Raw genomic sequence first — 17,447 nt, 5'->3', positions numbered from 1 at the left:
CTGCCTGCGTTTCGTCAATACCGTGCGTAGACGATGCCAAGTATTTCTGCCTCGTCGTCGAATACATCGAGCGTATCGGTGAGCGCGGCCACCGGACCGGCGTTGTTGACGAACAGCGCGTAGGCGAGCCGCCGTCCGCTCTTTGCGTCGATATAGCCGGCCATGTTCATGGCGATCATCAGGCCGCCCGTGACGGTCGCGCCACTCTTCACGGCGATATGCTCCTTGCCCGCCACGTTTTTACCGATTGCGGCAAGCGAGCCATCGACACCGAGAATTGAGAGTGCGTTCCGATACACCGTGTAGTTCGGCCGGCGGCTCATTACGCTGAGCAGCGTCGCGGTGGTGCGTGCCGTCGCGCGGCTGTCGGGCGTGCCGCTGCCATTGGTCGGAAAATTGAAGCCCGCTCCATCGAGGCCCAAATCGCCGGTCAAGGATTGACGCTCGGTGGCCAGCGCGTCGCCGACGGTCCGCGCGCCTTTCGTCAAACCCTGGTACATCAGGCTCAGATTAGCGCCCGTATTCAGGCTGACCTTGAGGATCAGCTTCGCGAACTCCGAATACGGCAACGACGTAAAACTCGCGACCTGCGTCGCGCTCGTATACGTTTGCGGCGCGGGCAATTTGTCTGAAGCATTTGGCTGGACAGCGGGCGCCGACACCGTCACGCCGGCGCGTGCCAATGCGTCGATGAAGGCGGTCCGCGCAAAGGACGGCGGATCCTCGACACGCAGGTTGCTGACGTACAGGTCGTTGCCGATCAAAGCCGCCTGATAGCCGGCAGGGATCGAAGCCGGCGTGTTGAGGCTGGCTTCGCCGGAGATGGTTCCTTTGCAGCCGGGCGTGGCAAGACAACTGAGCGGCCCTTCGTCGAGCGCGTCGCCGGATATCACGATGTCCGGTGCGCTGTTGGCCGCAGTCGTAATCGACGTTCCCTGCACGGTCATCGCGCTCGTGCGCGGCCGCCAGTCGAGCTGGCCAGGTTGCCCCGCGTTCGCACCCGGCGCGAGCGTCACATCGATCACGTTCTCGTTGATGAGAATCGGCGAAATGAGCACGTTGCCATTCGGCACGCGGAACGCGTCAAAGAGCCTGTCGTCGATGATCACGTCGCCGCTGATCGACGTAATGCCCGCCGCCCTGACCTGCGCCGCCAACTGGTTCACGGCCGTCAATGGATCTTCGGGTGTCAGGATCGCACCATTGAAGGCACGCGCCTCGTTATGATCGAAGTCGGTGAAATCGATCGTGCCGTCGGCCTTCATCCGGCCGCCGAAAGTCAGATCGCCGGATGCCTTGACGATGAGATCACCAGTCAGTTTGCCGGATGCGTCGACGGTGCCATTACGATAGACCGGAGTTTCAAAACGATAATCCGGACCGATGGCGTTGAGTGCCGTCCCCACCGAGAAGAGCTTGCGCACCGAGCCGGTCAATGACAGCACGTCAGGCTGCAGCGAGTACAGCACTTCGCCGGTGCTCGCGTCCATGACGATCATCGACCATTGCGACTTCGCACTCGTATAGCGCGGCTTCTCCATGATCTGCGCAATAGGATCTTGCGAGAGTTCACTGCCGCAACCGGCGACGAACGAACTTGAGGCGATCAACGCCAGAACAGCCAGGAATTGCATGCGCATGGGAATTCCCGCCGATCGCCATGGGAGAGTTTCAGCATAGTATGCCGGCGGCAGGAACACAAAATGCTCTGCTGCAACGCGCGGATTTGTCTCGTACGAGAGGGGGATTCGCTAACGCTAGTTCGTCTTCTGACGATAACGCAGCGAATCGATAATCAGCGCCATCGCTCGCGACGACTCGGATCGGCTGGCGTAATACGCGTGCAGGCCCGGAAATGTCGGACACCAGTCGTCGAGCACGCGAATGAGACGCCCCGCCGTAACGTGAGGTTGCGCCAGGTCGGACGGTATGTACGCAAGGCCGTAACCGGCCAGTGCCGCGTCGAGCATGTGATAGGTACCGTTGAACGAGAACTGGCCCTCCACACGAACCTGGATTTCTCGACTGCCCTTTCTCAATTCCCACGCGTAAAACACTCCGAGTGTCGGCAAGCGCAGGTTGATGCAGTTGTGCGCCATCAGATCCTGTGGCTTTTTCGGCAACGGCTGCTTTTCCAAATAGGCCGGGGTGCCGACGATCGACATCTTCATATCCGCGGCAACGCGCACCGCAATCATGTCCTTCGCGACCTGATCTCCGTTACGAATGCCGATGTCGTAGCGGTCCGCCACGATGTCAGTTAAGCCGTAGTCCGTGATGATCTCGACCTTGATCTCCGGATATTTACGGAGCACCTTCGACAACCTGGGCCAGAGCACCGTGTTGGTCGCGTAATCGGTCGCGGTGATGCGAATCGTGCCGGCGGGTTTGTCGCGAAGCTCAGTGACGGCCGTCAGTTCGGTTTCGATCTCCTCGAAGCGCGGCGCAACCGTCCGCAGGATGCGCTCACCTGCCTCGGTCGGCGATACGCTGCGCGTGGTTCGCGTCAACAGCCGCAGGCCGAGCCTGGTTTCGAGCGCGCGGATCGTGTGGCTCAAAGCCGATTGCGATACACCGAGTTGGGCGGCGGCGCGAGTAAAGCTGCGTTCGCGCGCGACGGCGATGAAAGCGAGCAGATCGTTGAAATTTTCGCGTGGCATTGATGAACCATCCTCATGGGTGATTGCCGAATTTAACCACTAGTCACACAGGTGCGCAGTCGTTAAATTCGTCGGGCCAATGCCAGTTTGTATTCGCGTCGGTTGAGACACGCCACCTCAACTAAAGCTAGCCGCGTTTGCACAGGCATACAGGAATATTCATGAATGCATTTCATAACCTCTTGCAGTTTCATGGACTTAATCTCTAGACGGCGAATGCCTATCATCTGAACTTAGCCGCTGTTTATAGCGTGGTCCGGAAGAGTCGCAGACAGCAGGCGTAGCCTGCATGGAGAAAGCTAATGGATTATCGGTATCTGGGCCGTAGCGCCCTCAAGGTTTCACCCTTGTGTCTGGGCGCGATGATGTTCGGTGGTGAAACGGATGAAGCCACGTCGAAGCGCATCATCGATAAAGCGTTCGATCAGGGCGTCAACTTCATTGACACAGCGGATGTCTACCACGCTGGCCGTTCCGAGGAAATCGTCGGCCGTGCGATTGCCGAGCGCCGCGACAGCTGGGTGATCGCCACGAAGTTCGGCTATCCGGCGACGCAGGGTCCGAACGAACAGGGCCAGTCGCGCAAGTGGATCATTCAGTCGGTGGAAGCCAGTCTCAAGCGCCTCGGCACGGACTATATCGACATCCTCTACTTTCACCGCGCACTGCTCGATGCACCGCTCGAAGAAGGTGTCCGCGCGATTGGCGATCTGATCCGCCAAGGAAAGGTTCGCTACTTCGGCTTGTCCAACTTCCGCGGCTGGCGCATTGCCGAGATTGTGCGTCTTGCCGACCAGCTCGGCATCGAGCGCCCAGTCGCCAGCGAGCCGCTTTACAACATCGTGGACCGCACTGCCGAAGTCGAGCAGTTGCCCGCAGCGGCGCACTATGGCATCGGCGTTGTGCCTTATAGCCCGCTCGCCCGCGGCGTGCTGACCGGCAAATACACGCTGAATGGCGCGCCGCCCGCTGATTCGCGCGTAGGGCGCGGTGACAAGCGCATCCAGCAGACCGAATGGCGGCCTGAGTCGCTGGCGATCGCGCAGAAGGTTGCGGCGCACGCCGCGGCACGCGGTACCAATTCGATCGCCTTCGCATTGGCCTGGGTGCTCAAGAACAAAATCGTCAGCTCGACTATCGTCGGTCCTCGCACCGAGGCTCATTGGGACAGTTACGTTCAGGCGCTGAATGTGCAACTGGGGGCCGACGACGAAGAGTTTGTGGACAACTTGGTGCCTCCCGGTCACGCATCGACGCCGGGCTATTCGGATCCCGGATATCCGATTGAAGGCCGGCGAGCTTTCTGACGCATCAAGACGCAAGCTCTTCCACACGGCGAATGCCGGTCGCTGATATAAAAACGAGCCTCTAAGGATTCCCTGACCCAAAGTTCAGCATCGGCCACTCTTATTTTCTTGATCTCCTGACAGCACCGCGAAAACTGGCCACATACGATGAACGCACGCCGATCGTCCTTCATCCGAGTGCTGCCATGGTTCCCTATCTGTCCGAAAGAGAAAACTCGATCGAGCACGTCAACGCAATGTGCTTGCATCTCTTCGACCGGTGGTGCGAAACCAGAACCGTCGTGCCGCTGACGTATCTGTTAAGAGGCTGGCCGATGATGAACAGCGACCCCGAGACCCTTCGGCGTCTCGGAACTGCGTTACGGGAGCTCAGACGGCAACATCTGCACGACTCCAACGATGCCGCCTTTCAGGAAGTCTGCGAGCTATCGGATTGTGTCGAGGATCTGCTGATCCTGTCGTCCCTGCCAACGTGGCTGACGAGCGGCTGGTAGCGCGAACGGCGACGTGGAGGACAGCGTGCATTTCAACGAGATCAGTGACGAAGAGTGGCTGCTGCTCGCGCCCATTCTGGCGGATCCCCCGATTGTTCACCGGCAGCGCGGCCGGCCGCGCGCGGCGGTTCGTGTCGTGGCGAATGCCGTGCTGTGGGTACTGACAACCGGCGATTCCTGGTCGATGTTGCCGGGCCACTATCCTTCGGCGCCGACGTGCCGGCACCGCTTCGAGGCGTGGCGTTCGAGCGGCGCTCTCGCGGAGATGTACCGGATTCTTTCAAGCACCGGACGCAAGTTTCGGTGCGGTCCGCAACTGACACTGGAACGCCGCGACGCCCTGACGCGCGGAATCGACCGTCAGACTCGAGACGCAGGTTTTCGCCGGGTGTTCTGGCGAGATCAGGCGTCGTGGCAGACATCGCGCGAGACATGGCAGTCAGGCGAAACGGCGGACACATTCAAGGATATCGCGCGGCAACTCCCCAATCCCGACAATTCCGCGCATGCCGTACCCGAGCGCGTCGAATCCCGCGCGCCGGTGACACCCTTACATTCGATTCATCGAACTGCCTCACCGTGGATGGGCCTCGCGTCGAAAGGCCAAACCGAATCCGACCCGCGCGGCTACGTCATCTACATTGCCGCCGACCGGCTGGCAAACACCCGCTTCCGAGGATGGGGCGAGATCGTGCGTGACGAAAGGCGAATCGCGCGTTCCGGGCTGATCGGTCCGAGCTTCAAGAACTGCGAGACGGCACAGCAATACGCGCTCGAATGGGCGCGGCGCTGGATCGACGAGGAAAGCAGTGACGACAGCGACGCCGCCGAACTGGACTGCGGCGTCCCGCAACAAAAAGCCCGCTCCCGGTGAGCAACGCGTCGACGCGGCGGATGCCACGGCGCGTCTGACGAGTCAATGCACCACGCCGAAGATCGCGTTGACGCCCTCCGCCGGCGTCAGACCCACATCGAAATAACCTTCCAGCCTCAAAGCGGTCGCGTCGTCGAGTATGAAAGGCGGCCTGATGAAGCCAGTCGCAAACGCATGGTCGTACCATTCGCTCAACCACGCGCGCAATTTCGTTTCGTGCCCCGACAGTGTCCTCAGGTTGTCTGCATTCATCGATGATCTCCTTTGTCCGGCCTCGTTCAGGTCACCCGACGAGCGGCTCGAAGCTCATTCTGCACAGGTTCTTTGCCGGCGGGAAGACGTGCCAGGTACCGTCGTCGTGCCGGAAGAAGAACAGCAGGATCGGACCATCGGGACGCCTGATTTCGACGCAAACCCGGCAAGTCAGACCGTCCTGCGAACCATGCAGCGTGAGCACACGGACCGGCAGCGTGCCTGCCGTTGCCAATAATTTCTCGCGCAGTCCGCGTAGTGAGCCTTTCGTCGCATCCACATCTGCCCCCGCACCTCAGGTTCCCATTTGACAATCGTGGGACAACGGCGGGGATTCTTCAGTCAGCAGCGCCGGATTGTTGATTCGGGAAACGCTGCTTCGAGCCTCAGGATTTCCCTAACGGCTCCGTCACTCGGTTACCAGACCGTGTCTGATCGCATATCGGATCAACTCGGCGTTGTTGTTCAGGCCGAGTTTTTGCATGAGACGCATCTTATGGGTGCTGATGGTCTTGGCGCTGAGCGAACACGACTCGGCAATCTCGTTGATGCTTTGACCGGCGGCCAGCATCCGCAATACCTGAAATTCACGGTCGGACAACACCTCGTGCGGTGGCGCGTCGCCGGAATGCGTTTCGAAGACCATCGCATCGACCAGTTTCGGGTCGATGAACCGCCCGCCTGCCGCCAGTTTACGGATCGCCGCGAGCAGCACGTCGGGATCGCTGTCTTTCGTCACATAACCCGTCGCGCCGGCGCGCAACGCGCGCGACACGACCTGCGCCTCGTTGTGGATGCTGAGCACGAGAATCGGCAAAGGCGGCTGCTCGGCACGTACGCGCCGGATCAGATCGACTCCGCTGATGCCGGGCATCGTCATGTCCAGCAGCACGAGATCGAACCGCCTCGCGCGCAGCCGATCGAGCACTTCCGAACCCTGCGCGGCCTCGGCGGCGACGACGATATCCGTGGTCGTCGCGATAATCTGTTTCAGGCCGCCACGCACCACGGCGTGGTCATCAGCAATCAGGACGTCGATCATTTTCTGCCCCGCCTGTAAGCGGAATGTGAATGGAGATGGCGGTGCCCATGCTCTGCGCACTGTCGATAGTCATCGCGCCGCCGATCAGGCGGGCGCGCTCCTGCATGCCGAGCAGTCCGTAGGAGTAACCCGTGCGCGCCATGTTGGGATCAAAACCGCAGCCGTCGTCGCTCACGTGGAGTTCGAGCGCCGCCGCCGTGCTGGTCAGCGTCACGTCGGCCCGCGTCGCGTGCGCGTGGCGCCCGACATTGGTCAGCGAAGCCTGAACGATACGAAATACGGCTGTGGCACAAGCCTCCGGCAGCACCGGTTCGCCGCCGTTGATATGCAACTGGCAAGGAATGCCGTGGCGTCGCATGAAGTCCTCCACGAGCCACTCCAGCGCCGACACGACCCCGAAGTTCAGCGCCACCGGCCGCAAATGGTTCGCCACATTGCGGACCATCCAGATCGTCTTTTCGACGAGTTCCCGCATGTCCTCGGCTTTGCGCATGGCGTCCGGATCCTTGCCGAGGCGCATTTTCAGCAGCGAGACGTCCATCTTCAGGGCGGTCAGCAATTGGCCGAGTTCATCGTGAATCTCCATGGCGATGCGCTTGCGCTCTTCCTCGCGAATCGCTTCCATATAGGCGGACAACTCGCGCAATTGATTGCGCGATTCGAACAGCTCCTGCTCGATACGCTTGCGCGACGTAATATCGCTCAGACCCACGTAGATCGCCGGCGCGTCGCCGAACGTCGCCACGCGCGCGGTCGCCATGGCCCAGAACGCCGAGCCGTTCATGCGCCGCATCTGGACTTCGCTATTGTTGAAACTGCCCTCCGTGCGCAGATGCGACACGAGCCGGTCACGGTCGCCGGGATCCACATAGAAATCGACGATGTTGGTCAGCGTGCCGATGCGCGTATCGATACCGAACAGTTCTCGCAGCGGTTCATTCGCGTACAGGATCACGCCTTCGGGCATCGACGTGATGCACAGCGGAATCGGGCTGGTTTCGACAATCGTGCGAAAACGCGCTTCGCTCGCCTGCAATTTCGCCTCCGCCCGGCGGCGCTCGTCGACCTGAGCGGAAAGCCTCGCATTCGACTCCGCGAGTTGCCGCGTGCGCTGCTCGACCTGCTGCTCCAGTGCATCGCGCGCGCGCGACAATTCGGCCTCGGCCTGGTGGCGCACCGCCACCTCGTTCAGGAGCTGGCGGTTCTGCACGACAAGCTGCCGGTGCATCACGCGCAAGGCGAGATGGGTCTCGATGCGCGCCATCATTTCATTGACGCGGACGGGCTTCGCCACGTAGTCGACGCCGCCAGCCGAGAAACCCTCGACCATGTCTTCCGCGCCCGTCAACGACGTCATGAAAATCACCGCGATGTCGCGCGTGCGCGCGTCCGCCTTGAGTCGCCGGCAGGTCTCGAAGCCGTCGATGCCTGGCATCTTCACATCGAGCAGGATCAGGTCGGGCTGGGAAAACAGCGCGCGTTCGAGCGCCTCTTCGCCGTCGAGCGCAACGAGTACCCGAAAGCCGCGGTCCGTCAAACTCTCCACGACCACGCCGAAATTCGCCGGCGTGTCGTCCGCAATGAGGATCGTCGGCCGTTCGCCGGCCTCCACGTTGGGCTCGTTCATGACTTGGGCTCGACATTCAGATGCCGCTCGACGAGATGGAGTATGGCTTTCGACTGATAGTCGCGAGCGAGCGCGCAGAGTTGCGCCGTGAACGAGCAATAACGCGAATCGCGGGCCGCCACGCTCTCGGCCCACGCGATGATTTCATGCATATCGCCAAGGCGGGCAAGATGATGCAGTTCTTCCATCTGTTGACGAGGCACGGCCGCGAGACTGATTTCGGGTGTAGCAGTGCGATTGAACGGCGGCGATGCATGGGTCCATTTCAGCCCAAGCAGTGTAGCGATCTGGGCCAGCAGCGCTTCGAGGTCGACCGGTTTGGACAGGAATGCGTTCACCCCCGCTTCAATGCTCCTCGCCTTGTTGACTCCGGATGGGCTGGCGGACATGGCAACGATCGGAACATCGGCGAACGCCTGTAATTGGCGCAGGTTGCGTGTCAGTTCGAAGCCGTCCATTTCGGGCATTACGATGTCCGTGAGAATCAGCGCCGGTCGCTCGCGCTGCGCCTTCTCGAGCCCGTCGCGACCGTTTTCCGCCTCGACGGTATCGAAGCCAAGACGGCCTAGCAGATCCACAACGATCGCGCGATTGACCTCGACGTCATCGACGACCAGCACCTTCCTGCGCGGCCCCTCATAACCCGTCGCCGTGAACGGGAGCGGCGCAGGGCCCGTCGCCTTGCGCAACACCGGCGTCACGGTCGCTGCCGGCAGTTCGAAGCGGAAAGTACTCCTTCGTCCGATTTCGCTTTCCACCTCGATCTCGCCGCCCATCGCGCGCACGAACTCGCGGCTGATGGCCAGACCAAGGCCGGCGCCGCCTGCTCGCCGCTCGGCCGCGCCCAGTTGCTCGAACGGCTCGAAGATCGTGTTCAACTGATCGTGACCAATGCCGATGCCCGTGTCGCGCACTTCGAAACGGACGCGGTTCGATTCGGACCTCGAGATATGCAAGCTGACGCAACCCGAATCGGTAAACTTCACGGCGTTGGCAAGCAGGTTGAGCATGACCTGCCGTAACCGTCGCTCATCGGCACGCACGCCGACGGGCGCATCCCCGGCGATTTCGCAGATGAAGTCGAGGCGCTTCTGCTCCGCTTTCACATCGATGATGTCGCGAATGACATCGACAAACCCTGCCAGCGGCACGTCACCGATTTCGACGCGCAGCTTGCCCGCTTCGATCCTCGCGAAATCGAGCGTGTCTTCGATCAACGTCAGCAGATGTTCGCCACTATTGCGGATGGCCGCCACGCGTTCGCGCTGCCGCTCGCTCAGCGTGGCATCGCGCTCGAGGATCTGGGCGTAGCCGAGAATGCCGTTCAGCGGCGTCCGCAGTTCATGACTCATATTCGCCAGGAATTCGCCTTTGGCCCGGTTAGCCGCTTCCGCCAGATTGCGTGCTTCGCGTTCAGCCGCCGTGTCCTGCTCGTCGCGATACGCGCAGTACAGCCGCGCGCCCATTGCATTGAATGCGGCCGCCACGCGGTCCAATTCATCCGGATCGCGCCGTCTGCGTCGCTGGAGACTGAACGGCTGGGGCGGTTCACGGAAATCGTAATCCTCCACCGTGCGCGCGATGGCCGCGACGTGCCGCATCACAAGACGGGACAAGATGTAGACGATGAACAGCGAAACGAGAAAAGTGTTGGCGGCCTGAGTGACGAGAATCATCGCAGCGGTTCGCATCAGCTCATGGTAAAGGTCGAGCAGCGTCGCCTCGACGTACAGCTTGCCGATCTCGCGGTCCTTGCCCTGCACGTTATAGAGGAGCGGAAACTCGCGGGCAATCACGGGACCGGCTGAGCGCTGACCCGCGCTCAGGTAGGCCGATTGACCGTCTTTCCCCGCCTCGCGGATTTCCACGGCGCGAATGTCAGCGAGACGCAGAATGCCGTTCAACTCCAGTTGCAGTTGGGCGCCGTCGAGGCGCCAGAGCGCTTCCGCGAGACTGTCGCGACTGCTGCGATCAATGTCCACAAGGCGATTTTCAATCTGCTCTACGCCGCGGTAGTAGTCGCGGTAAAGCTGTAACCCGGTCAACAACACAGTGACTACGCAGCTGACGAGCAGCACCGTCACGAGAAGCCGCGACACAAGGCTACTCCTGAAGCCGCCGATCAAACTCCACCATGCATCGAACAGGTTGTGCTTCATACATCCCCGCGAGTGCTACGGTTCTTGTTTCGTCTATTCTGCACTCGTTGCCGCTGCGCGGCCCAGACCAATCGGCCGCCGCGTCGGCAGGGTGGCGATTTAATGTTTGCCTGCCCCGGCCAGCCAGTCACTCTCATTTCCTGGTCTGCGCCGGCGCTCATTCCGGGTGAAACGCGCCCTGATTAATCTGACGAGAATCTACATGACGTACATGATCGGTTCGACGGACGGCGAATCGGTGATCGCCCGTGGCAGGCAGATCCGCGGATACAACAGAATCTCATCGATGCATGACGTCAGCTCGCCGAGGATCGGCCGGACGCGGCCGCCGAGGGCGTCGGGGTTCGACATCCTCAGTTCGCGCATTCCGTCCGATAGTCGCTTCACGGACGCGTATCCCCAATCCGGCAACGGCCAGCAGTGCAACAGATAGCTGAGCGGTATGACGCTTCTGCTTTCGCACCAGATGTCGAACAGGCGCTCGCATGTGGTGTTGAGGAATTCAACCGCGACTTCGCGGCTTTCTGAATGACCGTTCATAACGGGTCCGCTGATATAGACGATTTCGATAAAACATCCTAGGGAGGCCTAGTGAGTCACACAGTCAGGAAGCCCGGAAAAATGCACTTCCGATCTGCTGAATCTGCCGTCAGGAAATCCTTAACGCCTGCGCATCGGTATTTCGGCCGGTGCGAAGACAGCATGGCTGACTTCCTGACAAAGGGATTACGCGGTTTGTCAGCACGGTCCGGACGTGGCACGATGAAAAACCGATCAGGCGACAATCTGCGCGGACGAGCGCCCGGTCGAGCGCGCCACTCCTGTTTCGAGAAACTATCCATTCATGCATCGCAGGCGCTTTGTACTGGCAGCGCTGAGCGCGGCGAGCGTCACGCTTCGCGCGCGTGCCGCACCTGCCGACCCTCCCGTTCACTTCGACATCGTCTATCCTCGCATTCGGCCTGCCCGCGACGTGCACGCCGCGTTTGCGCTCGCGGTTCTCGATCTGGCCATGAAAACGGCCAACGCCTCGTACACATTGCGCTCAGCCGACATCGAAATGGAGCGGGGTCGCGCGCTGGCGGAACTGGCCGGCACTAACAATATGATCAATCTGCACTGGACGAGCATGGAGGCGCGAGCGGAACGCGGCAGGAATGTAGTGCGGATTCCGATACATCGTGGACTGATCGGGCACCGGGTGTTCGTCATCCGAAAGGACCGGCAAGCCGATTTCGACAAGGTCGAACGCTTCTCCGATCTGAAGGCATTCATTGGCGGGCAAGGAATTGGGTGGATCGATACGGAGATCCTGAGAGCAGCCGGCCTGAACATCCAGACCTCGACCTATGACACGCTGTTCGAGATGACCCAAGGCGGCCGGATCGACTATTTTCCACGCGGCTTAGTTGAAGCATTTACTGAGATCGATGGACGCCAGCATCAGGAGCCGGATCTCGTCGTCGAGAACAGGCTCCTGCTGAAGTATCGATCGGATTTCATTTTCTATGTCGCCTCGGGCCACGAAGCACTGGCGGAGACGATCGAAGACGGGTTCATCGCTGCGTATCGCAATGGCAGCTACATGAGATTGTTCAACTCCCATCACTACGTTCAGGACGCGCTGTCACGCGCCAGGATCGCGTCGAGGCTGACCTTCACGCTCGACAATCCCTTCCTCTCCGAACCGGACCGCAGGATTCCAGACGAGTACTGGATAAGCTGACGCAGTCCGCAGCGCGCCACGCGGTTGAAAGGGAAATGCCTGGGCCAAAATCAGGAAATCCTGACATCAAGCCGTCTGCGGCGTCGCCGTATACATGGAAAGGCGGCGCCAGTCCCGCGACGCAACTCCATTTCAAACGCAAGCGGCCCTAAGGAAAAGAAGTGAGCAAATTCGTCCACATCGTCAGGCTCAAGATCATTCATCGCGACCCACGAACGCCCGCACATGGACACTAACCGGTGAAGCCGCAAACGTTCGTCCTACAGGCGCGGCTTTGCGATCGCGCCACGGCGCTCACGACGCGCATGGCCGAAGCGCATGACAAAGCGAAGGAATTGGCCTGCCGCGCGGAGGGTTGTCTCGCGGTGCTGGATCACCTGCGGCAGGGCACGTCCACCGCGGCAAACGTCTCTTTGGCGGACGATGCCGGACCTTTTATAGAGGCGCTGTATCGGGCAGAGAGTGACTGGCAGAGTCAATTGCAGATGTTGCAGGCGCTGCTCACTGAACTCATGGATCAGAGTAACCGTGGCGAGATCGAGTCGCTCGCGGCCCACGCGTTTCGCTCGCAGACCACTCCTGAAGCGATTGCCGCTGCCGGGCGCGCTATCGAAGTACACGAGGCCCACTTTCAGGAAGTTGACGCGCAATTGGAAGTGGCGCGCTCATGGTTCGAACACTTCGACATGCAGATCAACGCGATTGTCGCCCGCTTGCGAAAATCGTCTTGACGATTCGATCGGGTTCTCGGCTGCTACGAAGCGTGGTCGATCGGAATGCGCACGGCGATCGACGTGCCGCTGCCCGTCGCGCTGACCAACGAGATCTCGCCGCCCAGCTTCCGCGACATATTCGGCTTGGCTCCAGGCGAAGTGGCGGCTAGCCGCGTTTGCGCCTTCGACAACATGGCATTCGTCCGCAAGTGGCTGGGGGTTTACCCTCCAAAATAGCGTTAGCGCTTGCAATATCCTCGAAATGAAGCTCAAAATGTAAGCGCTATCATTTAGATTACTGAAGCGAAATTGCCAAGAAAATCCGATGAACAGCTCAAAAGCATCTCAAAATGTAAGCGCTAACATTTACCACTGAACGACGCCTTCGCCGACGGTGGATGCGCAATTTCCGGCCGCCCGACATCGCATTGGCGCGGCTTGCTCACAGCAACCGAAGACATGAAACGGAGACAACGATCATGAGTGCAACACCGGGCCTCGAGCAGGCGCCACCGAGAATCCGCCGCGCCCAGATCGTGGCGCTCACGCTGCTGATGGTGAGCGGCATCGTCAACTATCTGGACCGCGGCACGCTCGCGGTCGCCAATCCGTTGATCCGCCATGATCTCGGGCTGTCGCTCGGACAGATGGGGCTGCTGCTCTCGGCGTTCTCGTGGAGCTACGCGCTCTTCCAGTTGCCGGTAGGCGGCCTCGTCGACCGGATCGGACCGCGCAAGTTGCTGGGCATTGGCCTGATCGTCTGGTCGCTCGCGCAGGCGGCGGGCGGATTCGTCTCGACCTTTGGCTGGTTCATCCTCGCGCGGATCGTGCTGGGCATCGGCGAGGCGCCGCAGTTTCCGTCGGCGGCCCGTGTGGTCAGCAACTGGTTTCCGCTGCGCGCGCGCGGCAAGCCGACCGGCATTTTCAACTCGGCGTCGCCACTCGGCACGGCGCTCGCGCCACTCTGCCTGTCGGTTCTCGTCGTGCAGTTTCACTGGCGCTGGGCATTCATCGTGACGGGCGTGGTCGGCCTCGTCGTGGCGCTGGTGTGGCTCGCGGTGTACCGCGACCCCGTCAAGGCCACCATGACCGAAGCCGAGCGGCACTATCTCGAAGGCGACGAAGCCGACCGCAAGCCGGCACCCACGGTCACCTTCGCCGAATGGCGCTCGCTGTTTTCGCACGGCACGACGTGGGGCATGCTGATCGGCTTCTTCGGCTCGGTCTATTTGAACTGGGTGTACCTCACGTGGCTGCCCGGCTATCTGACGATGGAACGTCACATGAGCCTGATGCATACGGGCGTCGCGGCATCGATTCCGTTCTTCTGCGGCTTCCTGGGCTCGCTGACGGCCGGCTGGTTTTCCGATCTCATCACGAGCCGCAGCACGAGCCCGGTCGCGAGCCGCCGCAATGCGGTGGTGATCGCGATGCTCGGCATGGTCGCCTTCACGATTCCGGCGGCGCTCGTCGAGAGCAACACGATCGCGATCGTGTGCATCTCGGTGGTGATCTTTCTGGCGAATGCCGCATCCGCCAGTTCATGGGCGCTCGCTACCGCCGCCGCGCCGCCGAACCGCGTGGGCTCGCTCGGCGCTATTCAGAACTTCGGCGGTTTTCTGGGCGGCGCCCTCGCCCCGATCCTGACGGGCTACATCGCGCAGAGCTGGTCGTTCGTCCCGGCGCTGCTGACGGCCGCCGGCATCGCGTTCATTGGCGCGATGAGCTACCTCCTGCTGGTGCGCAAGCCGATCGAAGACCCGTCCGCGCCAACCGAACCCGTGCGAGCGCCTGCGTGAACGCGCGCGCCGCCCCGACTCAACGAACCCTCTCCGGGAGATCACGAGCATGACCACTTCCAAACAAGCCGCCACGTCGATCGAAGGCATCGTCCCCGTAATGCTGACGCCGTTCGACGAGTCCGGCGCAATCGACTACGCCGGACTCGAACGCCTGATCGAGTGGTATATCGCGCATGGATCGGACGCGCTCTTTGCCGTCGCGCAGTCGAGTGAAATGCAGTTCCTGACGCTCGCCGAGCGTGGCGCGCTGGGACGCTTCGTCGTCGACAAGGTGGCGGGCCGCATTCCGGTCGTCGTCTCCGGCCATATCAGCGACGACCCCGAGGCGCAGGCCGAAGAACTCAACGTGGCCGCGGCCACGGGCGCGCAAGGCATCGTGCTGGTGACGAACCGGCTCGACCCGAAGCAGCAGGGCACGGAGACGTTCGCGGCGAATCTCAAACGACTCCTCGCGCGCCTGCCGTCCGACATTCCGCTCGGTTTGTACGAATGCCCCGCGCCCTACCGCCGCCTTCTCTCCGACGACGAATTGAAGCTGTGTATCGACACCGGCCGCTTCATCATGCTGAAGGACGTAAGCTGCGATCTCGCCACGGTCAAACGGCGCGTCGCGCTCGCCGAAGGTTCGCCGCTGAAAATCCTCAACGCCAACGCGGCCATTGCGTGGGACGCGATGAAGGCGGGTTCCGCCGGCTTCAACGGCGTGTTCACGAACTTCCACCCGGATCTGTACAACTGGCTGCGCAACGATGCGGCGCAAGACCCGGCTCTCGCAGAGGAACTCGCCACGTTCCTCGTGCTCGCCGCCGTCTGCGAATCGCTCGGCTATCCGGCGCTCGCGAAGATTTACCATCAACGGATCGGCACATTCAGTTCGATTCGCTGCGCGTGATCGACTACGACGTGCGTGAACGGTTCTGGGCGCTCGACGCGGTGCTCGACAAGATCGTCGCCGGCACTGAGCATTTTCGTGGCCGTATCGCGGCACTCGGCGCAAGCCGCTCCGTTCGCTAGCGTTTGCCGGGAGGATTTCCGGATCACAGCAACGTCCGCTGAAACTGTCACGCGCGCTCACGCTTCCCGCGCGCGCAGGCGGCGGTAAGATGGCGGGCGTTCCCCGATTCACTGTGCGCTTTCCAACCTGATGCCTGACTCCCTCGACCCGCCGGCCGCCGCCCGCACCACGACGAACCGCGCTCGCCGCAGCACGGGCCGCAGCGTGCTTTCCGATGTCGCCAAGCTCGCGGGTGTCTCCACGGCGACCGTATCACGGGTCTACAACGAGCCGGACAAGGTCTCCGCGAACGTGCGTGAGCGAGTCGAGCATGCCGCGCTCACACTCAACTGGTTTCCGAATGCGGCGGGCCGCGCCCTCGCCTCCACGCGCAGCCACATTGCCGGCATCATCATTCCGACACTGGATGATCGCGTGTTCGCTTCACAGGTGAGCGGGATGCAGGCGGCGTTCGCGGCACGCGGCATCACACTGGTGCTCGGCTGTTCGAACTACGATCCCGCGCAGGCGCTCACGCAGGTGCGCGCGATGCTGGCGCGCGGCGTGGAAGCGATGGCAGTGGTGAGCGAAGCTCATCCGCCCGAACTGTTCGATGCGTTGCGGCTCTACCGCGTGCCGTATGCCGTCACGTACGCGTATCGCAAGGACAGTCCGCACACCTGCATCGGCTTCGACAATCACGCGGCCTATGCGGAGATCACCGAACATCTGATCGGCCTCGGGCACCGCTCGTTCGCGGTCTGCATCCAGCCGACGCGCGATAACGACCGCGTGCAGGCACGCGTCGCGGGCATTCGCGCGACGCTCGAACGGCACGGCCTCGCCGTGCGGCCGGAACATATGTTCGAAGGCGAATCGACCATGGGATTCGGGCGGCGCAGCCTGCGCACGATCTGGCAGGCGCCGGGCGAGCGTCCCACCGCGATCATCTGCGGCAACGACCATATCGCGCTGGGCGTGCTGCGCGAGGCGGAAGAACTGGGCATCGCGATTCCCGGCGAATTGTCCGTCACCGGCTTCGACGATCTGGAGATGGCGCAGGAGATTCGCCCCGCGCTGACCACGATGCGCGTCGACACCTACGAAATCGGGCGACTCGCCGCGCAATATTTGCTCGACACACTCGACGGCAAGCGTCCGCAGCACGGACACGAGGTGCATGCCCTCTTCCAACTCAGGCACTCGACGGGACCGGCCGCGAGATAGTCCTGCGGCGGCGCTTTATCGACGGATTACAGCGTGGCGGTCACGCCGCCATTCACGTAGAGAATGTTGCCATTGACGAAGTTCAAAGCGTTGCTCGCCAGGAAGACCGCAGCACCGACGAGATCTTCGACATCGCCCCAACGCCGCGACGGCGTGCGTCCGATCAGCCACTTGCAGAAGGTCTCGTCCTTGACGAGCGCCTCGGTCAATTCGGTCTTGAAGTAGCCCAGCCCGAGACCATTGACCTGGATGCCGTGCTGGCCCCACTCGATCGCCATGCCCTTCGTCAGCATCTTCACGGCGCCCTTGCTCGCGGTGTAGGCGGCAACGTTGGGACGGCCCACCTCGCTTTGCACCGAACAGATGTTGATGATCCTCCCGCGTTGCCGCTCGATCATATGCCGCGCCACCGCTTGTCCGACTAGGAACACGCTGTCGACGTCGGTCTTCATCAGTTCATGTCATTGTTCATGGGAGAACTGTTCGAGCGGCGCCGGCGGCTGTGCTCGACCATTGCATGACCTCTCGCAGGTTGCGAGCGCTGTCTTGCGACGCGGAAAGTGTTCGCGG

15 protein-coding genes and 3 pseudogenes are annotated in these 17,447 nt (G+C 61.6%); 9 read left to right on the top strand and 9 right to left on the bottom strand.

Annotated features, from left to right (window positions below; translation table 11 throughout):
* Positions 1-14: 14 nt before the first annotated feature.
* Both B0G74_RS36845 and B0G74_RS36840 read right to left on the bottom strand, forming a co-directional pair.
* Entirely contained in the window at positions 15-1,640 is a 1,626-nt protein-coding gene (locus B0G74_RS36845) for a D-alanyl-D-alanine carboxypeptidase (RefSeq protein WP_132381568.1), read from the bottom strand.
* 117 nt (positions 1,641-1,757) lie between these two features.
* The gene (locus B0G74_RS36840; RefSeq protein WP_132381566.1) at positions 1,758-2,660 is read right to left on the bottom strand and encodes a LysR family transcriptional regulator; all 903 of its coding nucleotides are present in this window, start codon (positions 2,658-2,660) and stop codon (positions 1,758-1,760) included.
* A gap of 302 nt (positions 2,661-2,962) precedes the next feature.
* Here B0G74_RS36840 and B0G74_RS36835 point away from each other — a divergent pair, with 302 nt between their 5' ends.
* The 4 genes and pseudogenes from B0G74_RS36835 (at position 2,963) to B0G74_RS36825 (ending at position 5,335) form a co-directional block, all read left to right on the top strand.
* The gene (locus B0G74_RS36835; RefSeq protein ID WP_132381564.1) at positions 2,963-3,967 is read left to right on the top strand and encodes an aldo/keto reductase; all 1,005 of its coding nucleotides are present in this window, start codon (positions 2,963-2,965) and stop codon (positions 3,965-3,967) included.
* A gap of 185 nt (positions 3,968-4,152) precedes the next feature.
* Positions 4,153-4,461: a hypothetical protein gene (locus B0G74_RS36830; RefSeq protein ID WP_132381562.1), complete on the top strand. Its 309-nt coding sequence runs from the start codon at positions 4,153-4,155 to the stop codon at positions 4,459-4,461.
* 13 nt (positions 4,462-4,474) lie between these two features.
* A pseudogene (locus B0G74_RS47155) lies at positions 4,475-4,717 on the top strand (transposase); the annotation flags it as partial.
* A gap of 9 nt (positions 4,718-4,726) precedes the next feature.
* A complete protein-coding gene (locus tag B0G74_RS36825; RefSeq protein ID WP_243658568.1) occupies positions 4,727-5,335 on the top strand; it encodes a hypothetical protein in 609 nt (202 codons plus the stop codon).
* 42 nt (positions 5,336-5,377) lie between these two features.
* Here B0G74_RS36825 and B0G74_RS36820 read toward each other — a convergent pair whose 3' ends face one another.
* From B0G74_RS36820 to B0G74_RS36795, 6 genes are all read right to left on the bottom strand, one after another.
* On the bottom strand, positions 5,378-5,587 hold the full coding sequence (locus B0G74_RS36820) for a hypothetical protein (protein ID WP_132381561.1): 210 nt from the start codon (positions 5,585-5,587) through the stop codon (positions 5,378-5,380).
* Between the two features lie 31 nt (positions 5,588-5,618).
* The gene (locus B0G74_RS36815) at positions 5,619-5,867 is read right to left on the bottom strand and encodes a hypothetical protein (RefSeq protein WP_132381559.1); all 249 of its coding nucleotides are present in this window, start codon (positions 5,865-5,867) and stop codon (positions 5,619-5,621) included.
* A gap of 129 nt (positions 5,868-5,996) precedes the next feature.
* Positions 5,997-6,629 (bottom strand): response regulator transcription factor, encoded by a 633-nt coding sequence (locus tag B0G74_RS36810; RefSeq protein WP_132381558.1) that lies wholly within the window; start codon positions 6,627-6,629, stop codon positions 5,997-5,999.
* Positions 6,607-8,256: a response regulator gene (locus B0G74_RS36805; RefSeq protein WP_132381556.1), complete on the bottom strand. Its 1,650-nt coding sequence runs from the start codon at positions 8,254-8,256 to the stop codon at positions 6,607-6,609. Before B0G74_RS36805 ends, B0G74_RS36810 begins: the two co-directional genes overlap by 23 nt.
* Entirely contained in the window at positions 8,253-10,415 is a 2,163-nt protein-coding gene (locus B0G74_RS36800; RefSeq protein ID WP_132381555.1) for an ATP-binding protein, read from the bottom strand. Before B0G74_RS36800 ends, B0G74_RS36805 begins: the two co-directional genes overlap by 4 nt.
* A 198-nt stretch (positions 10,416-10,613) precedes the next feature.
* Positions 10,614-10,955 (bottom strand): hypothetical protein, encoded by a 342-nt coding sequence (locus B0G74_RS36795; protein ID WP_132381553.1) that lies wholly within the window; start codon positions 10,953-10,955, stop codon positions 10,614-10,616.
* Positions 10,956-11,427: 472 nt separating this feature from the next.
* Here B0G74_RS36795 and B0G74_RS36790 point away from each other — a divergent pair, with 472 nt between their 5' ends.
* The 5 genes and pseudogenes from B0G74_RS36790 to B0G74_RS36770 all read left to right on the top strand — a co-directional run bounded on the left by B0G74_RS36790 (position 11,428) and on the right by B0G74_RS36770 (position 16,877).
* Positions 11,428-12,141 (top strand): hypothetical protein, encoded by a 714-nt coding sequence (locus tag B0G74_RS36790; protein ID WP_342960062.1) that lies wholly within the window; start codon positions 11,428-11,430, stop codon positions 12,139-12,141.
* 305 nt (positions 12,142-12,446) lie between these two features.
* Positions 12,447-12,872: a hypothetical protein gene (locus tag B0G74_RS36785; RefSeq protein WP_132381551.1), complete on the top strand. Its 426-nt coding sequence runs from the start codon at positions 12,447-12,449 to the stop codon at positions 12,870-12,872.
* A gap of 461 nt (positions 12,873-13,333) precedes the next feature.
* Positions 13,334-14,653, top strand: coding sequence for an MFS transporter (locus B0G74_RS36780; RefSeq protein WP_132381549.1), 1,320 nt, complete (start codon positions 13,334-13,336; stop codon positions 14,651-14,653).
* Between the two features lie 49 nt (positions 14,654-14,702).
* Positions 14,703-15,670 (top strand): annotated as a pseudogene (locus B0G74_RS36775) (dihydrodipicolinate synthase family protein).
* Positions 15,671-15,800: 130 nt separating this feature from the next.
* Positions 15,801-16,877, top strand: coding sequence for a LacI family DNA-binding transcriptional regulator (locus B0G74_RS36770; protein WP_207915763.1), 1,077 nt, complete (start codon positions 15,801-15,803; stop codon positions 16,875-16,877).
* 26 nt (positions 16,878-16,903) lie between these two features.
* On the opposite strand, the pseudogene B0G74_RS36765 reads toward B0G74_RS36770, so the two are convergent.
* Positions 16,904-17,371, bottom strand: a pseudogene (locus B0G74_RS36765) (SDR family oxidoreductase); the annotation flags it as partial.
* Positions 17,372-17,447: the final 76 nt, after the last annotated feature.

This window comes from Paraburkholderia sp. BL9I2N2 (assembly GCF_004339745.1).
In the GTDB taxonomy this organism is placed as follows: domain Bacteria; phylum Pseudomonadota; class Gammaproteobacteria; order Burkholderiales; family Burkholderiaceae; genus Paraburkholderia.
Note: the sequence above shows the minus strand (reverse complement) of the source record. Positions and strands in the feature narration are given on the sequence as shown.

What these genes read in the sequence shown, in the direction of transcription:
- B0G74_RS36845 (WP_132381568.1), bottom strand. Translation starts at nt 1,640, where the DNA reads ATGCGCATGCAATTCCTGGCTGTTCTGGCGTTGATCGCCTCAAGTTCG.
- B0G74_RS36800 (WP_132381555.1), bottom strand. Translation starts at nt 10,415, where the DNA reads ATGAAGCACAACCTGTTCGATGCATGGTGGAGTTTGATCGGCGGCTTC.
- B0G74_RS36790 (WP_342960062.1), top strand. Translation starts at nt 11,428, where the DNA reads ATGAAAACGGCCAACGCCTCGTACACATTGCGCTCAGCCGACATCGAA.
- B0G74_RS36830 (WP_132381562.1), top strand. Translation starts at nt 4,153, where the DNA reads ATGGTTCCCTATCTGTCCGAAAGAGAAAACTCGATCGAGCACGTCAAC.
- B0G74_RS36795 (WP_132381553.1), bottom strand. Translation starts at nt 10,955, where the DNA reads ATGAACGGTCATTCAGAAAGCCGCGAAGTCGCGGTTGAATTCCTCAAC.
- B0G74_RS36835 (WP_132381564.1), top strand. Translation starts at nt 2,963, where the DNA reads ATGGATTATCGGTATCTGGGCCGTAGCGCCCTCAAGGTTTCACCCTTG.
- B0G74_RS36805 (WP_132381556.1), bottom strand. Translation starts at nt 8,256, where the DNA reads ATGAACGAGCCCAACGTGGAGGCCGGCGAACGGCCGACGATCCTCATT.
- B0G74_RS36840 (WP_132381566.1), bottom strand. Translation starts at nt 2,660, where the DNA reads ATGCCACGCGAAAATTTCAACGATCTGCTCGCTTTCATCGCCGTCGCG.
- B0G74_RS36770 (WP_207915763.1), top strand. Translation starts at nt 15,801, where the DNA reads ATGCCTGACTCCCTCGACCCGCCGGCCGCCGCCCGCACCACGACGAAC.
- B0G74_RS36785 (WP_132381551.1), top strand. Translation starts at nt 12,447, where the DNA reads ATGGCCGAAGCGCATGACAAAGCGAAGGAATTGGCCTGCCGCGCGGAG.
- B0G74_RS36810 (WP_132381558.1), bottom strand. Translation starts at nt 6,629, where the DNA reads ATGATCGACGTCCTGATTGCTGATGACCACGCCGTGGTGCGTGGCGGC.
- B0G74_RS36825 (WP_243658568.1), top strand. Translation starts at nt 4,727, where the DNA reads ATGTACCGGATTCTTTCAAGCACCGGACGCAAGTTTCGGTGCGGTCCG.
- B0G74_RS36780 (WP_132381549.1), top strand. Translation starts at nt 13,334, where the DNA reads ATGAGTGCAACACCGGGCCTCGAGCAGGCGCCACCGAGAATCCGCCGC.
- B0G74_RS36820 (WP_132381561.1), bottom strand. Translation starts at nt 5,587, where the DNA reads ATGAATGCAGACAACCTGAGGACACTGTCGGGGCACGAAACGAAATTG.